This window comes from Escherichia sp. SCLE84 (genome assembly GCF_012584495.1).
GTDB lineage: Bacteria > Pseudomonadota > Gammaproteobacteria > Enterobacterales > Enterobacteriaceae > ECMA0423.
This window is the reverse complement of record NZ_CP051430.1, coordinates 699,294-711,870: the sequence shown is the minus strand read 5'-3', so window position 1 is coordinate 711,870 and position 12,577 is coordinate 699,294. Positions and strand designations below refer to the sequence as shown.

Annotated in this window: 6 protein-coding genes and 2 pseudogenes; all 8 read right to left on the bottom strand. The window is 46.8% G+C overall.

Going from position 1 to position 12,577, the window contains the following annotated elements; genetic code table 11:
- Positions 1 to 292 precede the first annotated feature (292 nt).
- The 8 genes and pseudogenes from HGD79_RS03755 to HGD79_RS03720 all read right to left on the bottom strand — a co-directional run bounded on the left by HGD79_RS03755 (position 293) and on the right by HGD79_RS03720 (position 12,476).
- A complete protein-coding gene (locus tag HGD79_RS03755; protein WP_000520676.1) occupies positions 293 to 1,207 on the bottom strand; it encodes a fimbrial protein in 915 nt (304 codons plus the stop codon).
- Between the two features lie 59 nt (positions 1,208 to 1,266).
- Complete coding sequence (locus HGD79_RS03750; RefSeq protein ID WP_109553913.1) at positions 1,267 to 1,770, bottom strand: fimbrial protein; 504 nt, start codon at positions 1,768 to 1,770, stop codon at positions 1,267 to 1,269.
- A gap of 12 nt (positions 1,771 to 1,782) precedes the next feature.
- Complete coding sequence (locus HGD79_RS03745) at positions 1,783 to 2,313, bottom strand: fimbrial protein (RefSeq protein WP_000876763.1); 531 nt, start codon at positions 2,311 to 2,313, stop codon at positions 1,783 to 1,785.
- A 13-nt stretch (positions 2,314 to 2,326) separates the two neighbouring features.
- Positions 2,327 to 4,528 (bottom strand): annotated as a pseudogene (locus HGD79_RS03740) (fimbria/pilus outer membrane usher protein); the annotation flags it as partial.
- 210 nt (positions 4,529 to 4,738) lie between these two features.
- Positions 4,739 to 4,947 (bottom strand): annotated as a pseudogene (locus tag HGD79_RS03735) (AraC family transcriptional regulator); the annotation flags it as partial.
- Positions 4,948 to 5,258: 311 nt separating this feature from the next.
- Positions 5,259 to 6,581 carry a type II toxin-antitoxin system serine/threonine protein kinase toxin HipA gene (hipA, locus tag HGD79_RS03730; RefSeq protein WP_001125463.1) on the bottom strand — a complete coding sequence of 441 codons (1,323 nt, stop codon included), beginning with the start codon at positions 6,579 to 6,581 and terminating at the stop codon, positions 5,259 to 5,261.
- Positions 6,581 to 6,847 (bottom strand): type II toxin-antitoxin system antitoxin HipB, encoded by a 267-nt coding sequence (gene hipB / locus HGD79_RS03725; RefSeq protein WP_001296726.1) that lies wholly within the window; start codon positions 6,845 to 6,847, stop codon positions 6,581 to 6,583. The genes hipA and hipB overlap by 1 nt, the downstream gene beginning before the upstream one ends.
- Before the next feature lie 208 nt (positions 6,848 to 7,055).
- Positions 7,056 to 12,476, bottom strand: coding sequence for an ECSE_1600 family autotransporter (locus HGD79_RS03720; protein WP_168848303.1), 5,421 nt, complete (start codon positions 12,474 to 12,476; stop codon positions 7,056 to 7,058).
- Positions 12,477 to 12,577 lie beyond the last annotated feature (101 nt).

The following is a 12,577-nucleotide window of genomic DNA, read 5'->3' as shown; positions in this document are numbered from 1 at the left end:
AGCGATGATGCACAGTACATACAAAGGGATTATCGCCAACATGGATATATAAGAGTAGGGGACTACTCTCTTTCTATTTTTAATCTATTATCGTTAAACAATAGATTAAATACGATAAGTTAAGCATCATCTCTCATAGTGTTTAAATTAACATATTTTTCAATATAAAAAATAAGACTCTGGCTTCAATTGTGCGCGGATTTTCTTACAGGTGTAGGCTAATAGCCTTCACAAAATAATTATCCGCGCAATTTTCGTGAATGGAGCGCATAGACTAAGGTCAAAATCACAATTATTCATAGATAAAAGTGACACCAATGACTGACTGGACGGTTCCGGCTGAAACCTTGTTTCCTGTTTGTCCATAGGTTGCGCTTAAACCCAGAGGTACTTTGCTTTTATTTACTGTCCCCAGGGAGACATTTTCTCCCGTAGCCAGTATTTTTCCATTACGCATTAGAGTGACACCCACTCCCGATGCTTTTGTTGCATCAGGTGCTGTGTTAGCAAACACTTGTCGGCTACTGTCAGTGGTGGCACCCGAAAGATAAAATGAGAGCTTTTGTTCGCTTGAGCAATATACGCCAAGGGGTATTTCTGCGCTTCCAGGAAAGTCCGGGAGATCCACGGTGACATTACGACTATCAACGGTGCAGCCGCCTGTTGGCATAACAACATTGTTATTTGAAATAATATTCCACGTAAAATTACGCGGATTTCCGCTTCCTAATGTTGCAATTTTATACATATGAATACGGGCAATGACTTCCCCCGCTTTTATGACAACTCCACCGGCCGCCCCAACTGGGGTAATATAGAGTTTTAACGGTAATGGCATCGGTGTCTTATCACCAATATCCAATACGTTGGTATTTGTCGTCAACGGGAAGGGGTAGGTCACATTATTCCAGTACAGCGATCCTTTATATGACTGTAGAGAGCCTGCGAAAGCTGAGCCTTGTACCAGGTTTATATGATCAGTGTCGTACCAGCCGCCGTAATCATTCCAGCAACTTATATGCTGAGACAAGTCTACAACCAGATTCTGGCCCGGCTGTATTACAGGGTCGAGATTAACATAAACAGAGGTTGTACCAGCTCCAATACTTGACCCGCCATCGACATTACAACTGAAGGCAAAAACTTTACCTGCCATTAATAGAAGATAAATACCGAACAGGACCTTTATACTGATTGTTTTACCCATGATATATCCTAAGGTTAAAAAATTGATTTAAAAAGAAGGCTAAGAAAATCGAATCGACGTTATTGCCAGGTGTAGATCACATTGATTAGCGCCTCGATCGTTCCCTGGCTTGCGTTTCCATTCACCGTGATAGCTCTTGCCTTAAGTGGAAACTGTGCATTACGAGTGATCTCATCAACAATAACCGTTTTGCTATCGCCATTTTTTAACGTCGCATCCTGGTCATCCCTCAGCTCTATCTGAATATTTTCGGCAGTACCTTCATTTTTGTAATAACCCGTATTGTCAGTTGAACCTGTCACGATTGCCGTCACTGCACTTGTTTCAACCGGACAATCGGTTAATGACAAAGTAATATTGTGCCAGCCAGATGCAGAACCAGGTTGTTGCAGATTGCGCGTATGAAGATCCCCGAGATTAACGTTAGCTTCTTTGGTTTGAATAGTGCAGGGTTTAGCGACTACCCGACCATTAACAGTGATAGTGACATCGGCGGCCTGGAGAGTTGCTGTGAATAACGCGCAAAACGTAGCTAACAGGAACCTCTTGTGAAGTCTTTTCATATCTGACTCTGATTATTGAAATTCAAGGGTAAAGGTTGCCGAAGCCCTCACCAGTCCCGGATTGACGGACTTCTGAGTTGACTTCAGACGAGCGGAGTAAGGCAAAATATTGTTCTGTTCTGGTACCAGTGGGATCCACTGCATCCCGGCATGAAGGTCATTCAGTTTCACCGGACGCATATTTGCGTCCAATATTTCTATACCCAAACCGGAGGCCGTATTGCTTCCTTCATCCAGTTTCAACAAAGTATTATTTTCTGCATCCTCAATACCGTTAAATGCAACCCGAACCCCCGTTGTCCCTTTGCTGCATTCACTTAACGTAATCTGAAAAGGGACGGCTGGACTTGTGCTACCGGTCGTTGGAAATTGTCTGGCACTGTTTTTTTGGAGATCTACGGTAAAATTAAGCGAATCCGATGAGACTGTGCAGCCATAATCGAGGACGCGCCCGCTAATTTTAATAACGCTATCTGCGGATAAAGCAGAATAGGTGGTTAACCCCAGACATAAACCGAGGAAAATAATGTTATTGTATTTCATAATCTATTGTTCCTTAGCGACAGATTGCTGTCTGCTGGTTCAGTAAGGTACCAGGAGAAACTTCAGGAAGCTTGTACTCGACAATACAGTTTGAGTTTTTATCTTTGCCCCATGAAACCTGTAATTGCCCTGACTGTGGAAGTCCAGTCAGATAAACCTGACCATTTTCCGCGACAATGCTGCCATTTTTATTCTCTCCGTGTGTGACAATTGCACCGAATGGAACGCTCTTATTACCGTACTTCAACGTCATTAATACTTTCCCGCCGATTTGTGCATTAAATGTTGCTCTGGCAATAGCACCGTGAGTTGGGATGACAGTGACCACGGTTTCATTCAGTTCAACATTATCTGCAAGGGAATTCGCGTTAAGAGCAACACGGTTTTCTCTATATTCTGTCGCAAATGGTAATATGGCATAGCCACGCCAGTCGGTATGAATTCCGGTCTGGTTCTCTATTTTGACATTATCAGCACCAGGAGCCTTAACCAGAACCATTGTGTCGCCCAGCGGCTGTCCAAAGGTGATGCCATCAGCATGAGCAATAATCCCACCACTCATTCCGTAATAAATCTGGCTGCTGTCACCATTCCGACTGTAACCGACATTAGTATTACCATAAGCTCCACGATAATTAAGAGAACTGTAACCACTGGTGCCAGACGATGTATTACCTCCGTGGGTGTTACCGACCTGAACGCTATAATTCAGGTTATTATCCGGCAGCAGAGTGCCATAAACCCCCGATAGATTGGTCATGCCGCCTTTCAAATCGTTTGACATACTGTAACTGGCGTTTGAATTACGAAATGCCGACTGACTGTCTGTACGCATCCAATGACTGAAGGGAACATTAAGCGTAAAAGCGAGTAAATGATCCCGATCGTTTTGCCATATATTATTGGAATAGCTGTAATTCAGCGAAGTCGTTATATCACCAAACGGCACATTTAATCCAAATGATATTTGCTGGTCGCTGCGTGACGTGTTCCAGTAACTTTGGCGACTGGCACTGAAAAATGTCGTACCGTAATTTCCAAGCTGCTGAGAGATGCTTATTTGTTCCTGACCCCGCTTACTGTAGAACAGATTAAAATAATCAATAAATTGTGTCTGCTCATTGCTGTCTCTGGTAGGAGGCTTAACGGTGTAACCACTCATTCGACTGTAGGCACTGTCGGATAAGTTATAAAAACCTTGCGTAGAATAGCGATATCCTGCGACCTGGATATTGGTTCCTGTCTGGTAGAAGGATTTGCTGTAGACGGATTTAACCGATTGCCCGCTGTGACGGGTGCCATCTGCAAGTGTCGTATTGGCCTGCGTGATATCGAAAGAAAAGGCACCAAAAAGTCCTAAATCTTTACCAATACCAAGGTTGAAGGCCTGATAATCTTCTGCAATTTGCATTCCGCCATAAGGTGTCCAGTTTCCTTCCAGTCCATGCATCAAGCTACCTTGTATGAACTTGGGGGAGCTTTGCAGGTTATTTCCACTACGATATTCCCCCATGGCAAGCGCATAACGCGTATATCCAGCACGTTGGAGAACCGGAACAGACGAATAAGGAACATATAATGTCTGAATACTGCCGTCTGCCTCTTTTATGGTTACTTGCAGATCACCACCATTGGCGGCAGAGTTGATATCATCAATAGTAAAAGGGCCGGGTGGAACAGTAGTCTGATAAACATCGTATCCGTTCTGTTTTACACTCACTTGTGCGGTGCCACGGGCAATACCATGAATCACCGGAGCGAAACCATGTTGGCTATCGGGCAACATCGCTTCTGTTGAATTTATTTTGAGGCCACGAAAGTTCACACTATCAAAAATATCGCCATCGGTATAACTATCACCTACCGTTAACCGTGAGCGTAAGGGAATAATGTCACGTTCAGCCGACGTATTGATATGCTGCCATTTATTGCTGTCAGATGAATTGCTACTCCCACTGTTATAACTCCACGTTGAGTTATCGCGTAGTCGCCAACTACCAATGTTGATGCCACTCTGTAAATTCAAATATGCATAGTTTGATTTTCCTGCATTATGGTTACTACGATTATTAATAGAATTACCATTAAAACTATAGTTTAGAAGCCCAGCATTTATTCCTTCTTCCCACAGATCAGGAGAAACATAGCCGCGAGCCATTCTGCCAACATAAATTTGCGGAACGGAGAGTGACAAATGTTGCTGACCAACATCAAACACATTTTATGTCGCTAAATAACATGACGATTTCATTATGCATGTTATTTATAAACCGTGACTAAACAGAATATTATTGCGAACAAGGGAAGTGTCAGGAAAGGTCAAGGGCTACCAATGGTTAATATGGCTATAAATCATTAGCTATGGTTAATGTTTGCTTGCTGAAACTAACACCGAATTGCTCTAAACAGATAAGTGCAGGGTTTATTAAAGCTGACCGACAGACTTTCTTAACCTGGTAATATCTCTCTTGGGTGACTCTCCAAACATCCGCGAATATTCCCGACTGAAATGGGATAGCTTTCGTAACCGACAGCATAGGCTGCTGTGGTGACATCGTAATGTTCATTCAGCATCGGTCGCCTGACTTCATTGAGACGTAGCCATTTCTGATACCGGAGTGGACTCATTCCCGCTTGATCCGTCCTTAAATAAGTAACAGCACCCTCTGGTGTTTTCGTATGCAGTGTCTATGCGACAGACACTGCGCTCTTAGCATGGGGCAGGGAATAACCAGGCTATTTCTCCATGCACAGGCCAATTATGAAAGAGGAGAGGCTTAAGTTCTTGAACCCTGAACGAATAACGACTACCAGAAAAGCACTTCGCATCACTCAGACATGATTTAACATAATATACATTATGCGCACCAGTATAAACCAAGGAAGAATCCAGTCGTTGGCGGTCATGATTGTCGTGCTCATTAACAACGACCAAACCCCATATCTCACTTACTACCGTATTCTCGGCTTAACCGTCCATGCAACCTCAACACATTGGTTTCAACTGCCGTCACCACGTTCTCCGGAAAATCTGTCGGTAATGAAGTCTTCACGTTATCCAGTGCTGCCGGAATCATTCTGGCAAAGTCACTTAGGATTTCATGCATCTGCACTTCCGGGAATCTCAGCACCTTTGCTGTCGCCAAAAAATGTCGCGGATAAATTTTATCGATTGCCGTTTTTTTGCCTTTGGATGCGTTAAGCCCCATTGCCAGTTTGAGATCGCTGATGTGTATTCCCGTACCGCCAAGGACCGGAAATGCTGAAATGATGTCGTAAAATGGCGTGAGTCGATAACTGCCGCCAGCCTGAATAAATACGGAGAAGTTTTTTGCATGGCCATCCGTTGCGCCAATCAACCACTGGAAGACCTGGAATTTCATAAAATCATAACGATCGCGAAGCGCCTCGCTGGACCCCATCAAAAACGCCATGATCCGCGCGATGCCTGGGCCTCCATCTGATTCATATTTCACAGATGAAGGTAAACCGAATGTCTGACACATATCCTCCTGTGGCAAGCGAAGTAAAACCGTTCGCTCAGTATTCCAACGCCTGTCAAAACGTTCGACCGCTAACGCGCGCACCCTTCCCGCTTTAATGATTTCTGCGTCCGGAACATTCAACCCAAGTTCTTTCGCCAGCAGCAGACAGTAATACTCATTATCAACGCTTTGGCTGAGATCGAGCGTCGCATTGGGCTGCCTGATTTCGCCAATCGGTAATTTAATGATGTGCGTCGTCGGCGTTATTCCTTTCGGAATGCACCAGTCATTGCCTATTCTAAGCAGCGCTGTCTTCTCCTGCGCGCCAGCAACCGAGATGCGAAAGTCATTTTCTTCTCTAATCATGCCCAGAGGGATATCTGCTTTATAAGCCGTTAATACTTCTTCAAGCCTGGCTTCAGTAAGCTTTTCCCATGCCATTATCGGGCGCGTTATGGTTTCATTTTCGGGTAATAACGTTACGGCACCAACGCTGTCTCGCCCTATTTCTGACAATAAATCAAACGGTTGTCTGGATTTAGCATGATAACGTTTAACGATCCGGTCACGTACAATCGGGCTATCGGGTAACAGGTTATCGAAGAAGTTAAATACGGCATCTGAGGTGATATTCCCCCTCTGCAATGGCAGCGAAAGTGACAACGGTCTGGCATAACGGCTGGCTAACCACTCCGGTGCATACTTAAAGGTGTGCGCGCCGTTGGCTAACTTCGTTAACTCGCCTACCCGCTGGTTGTTCATCCAAGTGACAAGTTTAGGCATTACCACTCCAGATCTTGCTGTTCTGTTGATTCTGGCGAGGCATTTTTCGTGTCGCATAGTGTCATTGAGAGTTCAAGCGACTGTAAAATCTTAAAAAATGTCGTGAGCGTGGTATTGTCAGGGTTGTTTTCGAAATTGGAAATTGTCGCCTGCTTAATGCCAATTTTTTTCGCCAGCTCGCTCTGCGTCCAGCCATTTTGCTGGCGAACCAGTTTCATTGCATTCGCCAATTGCGTTGGGCTATAGATCTTCTGAAAGCTCATCATGTCATACGTCCACAGCAAATTTATCCGCTTAAGGGGATATTATCAGTTTTATCCTTTAGTGAGGATAAAGTCAATCTGGAAACACATCTTATCCGCTGTACGGGATAAACGCTGCGATATCCGCGATCGCGGATAAAAGGGAGGCTTTAAAGCCTTTGAAGTCGGCAATATTAAGCCGCATGCCATCTCGACATGCGGCTTATACGGTTTACCAGCTATATTTCACTCCCAGCATGCCCTGAGTATCGCTATAGCCTTTATCACCTAGTTGCACACCGACATTCCCCCACAGGCTAAGGTTGTTATTTACTTTCGCCTCAACCCCGGTACGTACTTCACCGAGATTACGCGCACCTTCACGGCCTACGGTTTGACCATTCATCTTCACGGCGTAGACTTTGCTGTTGTTGATCCAATTCGCTTCAATGTAAGGCTGGAACTCACGCTGTTTACCATCGTCACGCTGGTGATGGCTGTTCAGGTAGGTTTTCACCCCAAGTCGCGTTTGCACATTTCCGTCGCCTTCCGTTTCAATGCGCGTTCCGTCTTTCCGGGTATGGTCGGAATCTTTCACACCCATCCAGGTGATTTGCGCCTGTGGCTGGACGTACCAGGTATTCAGCGTCTCTTCGCTGCCGCTAAATGTTCCCGCTTCAAAGGTATACCCACCCTCAACAGAGGCCGTCACACCGCGAGAATCATAGTCGTCAGCAGAACGGTTATCGGAACTGACGCTGTTATCAAACCAGTTATACAGCGCCCAGCTGTCAACATAAGCGCCGGTCTTATTCGCATCGTTCTGATACCAGGTCGCGTACAGCCCAGCGCTGTAACCGCTGATGCGCCCATCCGATTTATAACCCACACGATTACTCTGAGTATTACTGTGCTGATTAGCGTAACCTGCCATCACGCCAAGATGCCAGCGATCCTGCGCGTTGCTACTCCACTGCGCCAAATCGCCGCCTAGCTGCAATACATAGCGGTTAGCCTGAGTATTTAGCTGACCGTCACCGGCCCTTGAACGTTCGTGCCCTCCGACATGACGCATCCACATACTGCTTGCCGACCCCTGAGAATGCAGTGAATCTATATACTGCGGCTCACCCAGACGGTCGTGTAAACGATGGCTAAACAGCGAGTTGGCTGCGGCAATGTTGCTGATATAGCTTCCGGCCTCCGGGCGATAAACTGATGGGCCTTCCGGATCCACAACAGGGGGATTATTGATGGGGTCGGGCGTATCCGGTGGCGTTACGCCGTCCCATTTACTGGTCAGATACCAGTTTTTCTCGTCATTCCCCTTCCCTTTAGCCAGCGTGTAGACGTAAGCCCCAGCTTCGACAGTTCCGGTGGTCAGCGCGAAGTTACCTGCAGAATTACCGCCAACCTCAATGAGTTCAATACCGTTGACCGTTTGTGCACCGACGCCGCCAATGTTATCAACCCGAACGCGAGTGTTCCCTTGGGTATCGCCTTTCACGTTCATTTTATCGGTGGGCGAATTATCGCCGCCCAGCGTCGCGTTGAACGTCATCAGGCCATTGTTTCCGGTATAGTTGCCGTTAACGGTCAGTACATTCCCCGGTTTCCCCCCTTCGCTATTCATTTGAACCGTGCCGCCATTCTCCAGGTTGCCGCCGATTGTGGTTTTAGCGACACGCAGTGTCCCCCCAGGCATAACGTTCACATCACCTGCAGTGGTGACATTTCCCGACATCACACCGCTGTTATGGATATTAATGTGTTGACTTGCCATATTAATGGCAGAGTCGGAACCGAAAGCAATTTCCCCCCCCACGATATCCGTCGTACCCTGATACGCCGCGGAATCGTTGTTAAGAGTCAGGATCCCGGTACCCAGTTTTGTCACATCACCGCTACCGCTGATACTGTGCGTCATCGCCCAGCTACGCTCAGTGGAGATGGTGAGCAGGCCATTATTGATAACGGAAGCATCACCCAGGTTTTTCTGCTCGTTGACGCTGAGCGCGCTGCCTGTATCAATGTTGAATTGCCCCACAAAGCGGCTATTATCGCCATCCAGCTCTACATCTGTCCTGGCGGTTGCGCTCACGATACCCTTCCCGCTTATGCTATTACGCAGTTCGCCAGTCACGTTTTTTAGCGTTAACAGACCGTCATTGGCAATATTTCCTCTGCCTAACCCCTGAGTATTATCGAGGCTGACTTCCGCATTTGGGCTAATGCTGGTTAACGCATTGTAGCGTGCATTAAGCCCCTCGATAGCCAGCGTTCCCCCTGTAACATTCAGGTTTCCGCCACCTGTCAGTTCACCCTGACTGATCCCACCTTTATTTACCGTCAGCGCCCCCTCTTTGAACAAAACAGTCGAACCCATCTGCCCGGTGAATGTCTCTACCGTCTGCGTCGATCCATTAAGATCGACGATGGCCGCGTTGCTGATGTTCAGTTCCCGGGTGTTGCCAAGTGCACCATCCGCATCGGTACGTAATGTCCCCATCTGAACGTAGGTTGCCCCCTGATAGTCGTTCTGACCGTTGGAAAGCGAAACCTGTCGCACCGTATTGATTGCCAGATCCCCTTCACCACCGATTTTTGCCGACATATCGGCCGTTGCGCCATAGGCTCCGCCATGTTCGGCTAACGTCAGCTTTTGCCCACCATGGATGTTCAGCGCTTTCAGCCCATAGTTAACGTACAAACCATCACCTGGTGCGGTCGTGAGGCGGAATCCATAATCACCCTCGGCGACCACCGTTCCGTTTTGCGCAATGTGTAACGTTTTGTCCGCTTCCACCTCGTCGCCCTGTAAATCACGTAACGTTAATGAGCCACCCGACCCAATAACCGTTTGCGCCTTCACCAGTTGAACGCCGACATGGCTATCGTCGTGTTCCAGCAAATTGAGCGTCGTCAGAGGGTTATTCGCCATGGGATCATTCCACGGTTTAGGCACGTCGATAAGCACGTCGCCCGTCCCGTTTACCTGATAGTTACGGCCTTTCCAGGTGTAGTCACCCGCGCCGACAACCAGCGTATCGACGCTGATATATCCCTCTGCAAGCGTCGCAGCAGGAATATCCGTATCGAAAATGAGCGTACCGCCATTCATGGCCAGTCCACCAATGGATTGCTCTCCCACTTTTACCGATGTGGTATTTTCACTGTCAGACTGCAACATCGCGTGAGTAAGCGCAGCGGTGTTGTCGCGTTCCAGAGTGAAGGTACTGTCTTTCAGTTGGGCAACACCGGCGAATTCAGTCCCTGTTGCATGGGTAAAGCCAAACATCTTGTCGTAGGATGACAGCTGCACTCGCATCAAGCCATCGCCTTTGAGCGCATTGGTCAGCGTGTAATCTCCTGCACTGTTCGTTGATGCGAGAATGTCGAGCGTACCGGGGCTTGCAATGGTGACTTCACTCGAACCCATGCCCGTTACCCCATCTGCCGTATGAGACGCAATGGTCAGGAGGCCGTCATTGACCAGCGTTTTACCGCTATAAGTATTCCCTGCATTGAACACCGTATGGCCTGCATCATGGATCACTTTTCCGTCTTTATCGTCACCTGTAATCAGCATATCGACCTGGTAGCCGGCATCACTGTTATTAGTATGATTAAAGACAAAAACACCTTCGCCAGAACCAAACTCTACTTTCGTCGCGTTGGTTATATACCCGGCATCTGCCGCCGCCTCACCGTGAGCTGCACCAATGTTTAGCGTTCCTACAGCAGGTTCAAAAACACCTAAGTAAACTTCTCCACCTTCGACATTCAGCGTGCCGCTATTCGTCAGGGTTAACGTACCCGTACCAGATGTCCCTACGTACATATTGAATGTTTCAAGAAGAGAGTTCTGCCCATCCACCCTCACGTCGCCCTTACTTTTGTCATTGAGAGCTATCTGTGTATCACGCGCTTTAACTATACCTCCGGTGGTAATATTCAGTTCACCCTTGCCTAATACACCGACCTGTAGCAATTGTGCGTTAGTAGATGATGTCTTTAAATTCCAGAGACTGTCCGTTGAAATATTAACTATCTCCTTACCGGAGGCATTTCCTCCGATAAATCCATAGCCCGTTGAATTAAGGGTGGCACCATTACTGACATTTACGATACCGCTACCAAAATTACCGACATTGATACCCACAGTATCGAACGATGATGTCGCATCCATCAGGTTCAGTGTGCCGATACCGCTTGCTTTATCGCCCAAAAAAGTAATATTTTGCGATACGAACTTACCGCCATCGCTAATATTGAGGTTTCCGACGCCCGCAACACCAATGGTGGTATAGACATTCTTATTGACCTCCCACATCCCCCCCGTGGTGATGCTGACATTCCCGACGCCGGTTTCTCCATAACCGAGTGAGCTTCCTCCGTTGCTGACAACAAGCCCTTCATTACTGATATTCATTTCGCCGTGGCCGTCATAACCAAGATTAGTTCCGAGATTAGTGATAACGGAGTTCTTATCCTTAACAGTAATGTTGCCTGTGCCTGTTTCTTTCATCCCCGCAGTGATAATTCCCGAATCTACTTTACCTTCACGCGAGACATTAAGTTCACCGTCGCCAGCATCACCGATATAGATATAGCGGAAAGCTTCACCCGTTCCGAGGAAATTCCAATGCCCTTTATCGGTCACGTTGACGACACCGTGGGAACCGTCCTGAACGCCCACTAATGAATATTCTTTGTTATTAATTAGTCCATTATTGGAAATATTGAGTGTGCCATTACCGAAATATCCATTATAGAGTCTGCGTACCGTGATGACAGAGTCTTGATCCTGCACATTCAGGGTTCCGACACCGGTGGCATTGCCACCGATAATCGTATTTTCAGCCGTAATCAGTCCACCCTCGCGAATAGTCGCCTCCCCAGTTCCTTGATTACCAATTTGAAATTCAATTGAGGAATCGTTATTTTTTATTAGCCACTCGCCACCCTTTTCAACGACAACCTGGCCATTACTGCCCGCCTGATAGCCTAAAATGGCGACGATTGAACTCGTGACGTAACCCTTATCCGTAATATTTAATGAGCCCGTACCGTAACTCCCTATTTCGAATAATTCGGTCGTCAGAACAGAGTCCTCTCCCTCAACATTGACCGTCCCGACGCCTCCTGTCGAAGAACCTAATCTTAAATAGCCTCCATCGACGTGACCCTTCTGTTTAATATTCAGCGTCCCCGTTCCGGATTGACCCACATTTAAAGGCCTTGCATTATTTCCGCTATCATACAATCGCCAGGTGCCACCCAAAACATTAACGGTGCCCTCTGAGTCCTCATTAGCGCCAATGACGCTGGTAGTAATAGTGGTTAAGGAGGCATTACCGCCAGCCAAAATATTAAGCACTCCAGTGCCATACCAGCCAACCAGGTAGGCATCATAAGCAACATCAGTATCAATATTGGTAATCTGATCATTATCAACTTCCAGACTTGCACCAGACGCTGAACCGCTTAGTGCCAGCAAAACACCCAGCGTCAATCTACTGAATTTCGTTGTCAGTCCAGAGGATTTATGCAAATTAACCGTCGATGTTTTACCTGCCCTGCGAGTTAATTCCGAGCAGGCCTGAAATACCTGTAGAGTGCAATTCCATATCACGCGATAGATTCTATTCATATAAACGCTCCATATACAAACAATACAGCCACGAAAGAGATGAGTCGTCAGACATTAAAAATGAAACTTATTAAATTGTCAGAGGTCTGTATTAAGTGTTA

Coding starts and splice junctions, on each gene's coding strand:
- HGD79_RS03745 (WP_000876763.1), bottom strand. CDS start 2,313: ATGAAATACAATAACATTATTTTCCTCGGTTTATGTCTGGGGTTAACC.
- hipB (WP_001296726.1), bottom strand. CDS start 6,847: ATGATGAGCTTTCAGAAGATCTATAGCCCAACGCAATTGGCGAATGCA.
- HGD79_RS03720 (WP_168848303.1), bottom strand. CDS start 12,476: ATGAATAGAATCTATCGCGTGATATGGAATTGCACTCTACAGGTATTT.
- HGD79_RS03750 (WP_109553913.1), bottom strand. CDS start 1,770: ATGAAAAGACTTCACAAGAGGTTCCTGTTAGCTACGTTTTGCGCGTTA.
- HGD79_RS03755 (WP_000520676.1), bottom strand. CDS start 1,207: ATGGGTAAAACAATCAGTATAAAGGTCCTGTTCGGTATTTATCTTCTA.
- hipA (WP_001125463.1), bottom strand. CDS start 6,581: ATGCCTAAACTTGTCACTTGGATGAACAACCAGCGGGTAGGCGAGTTA.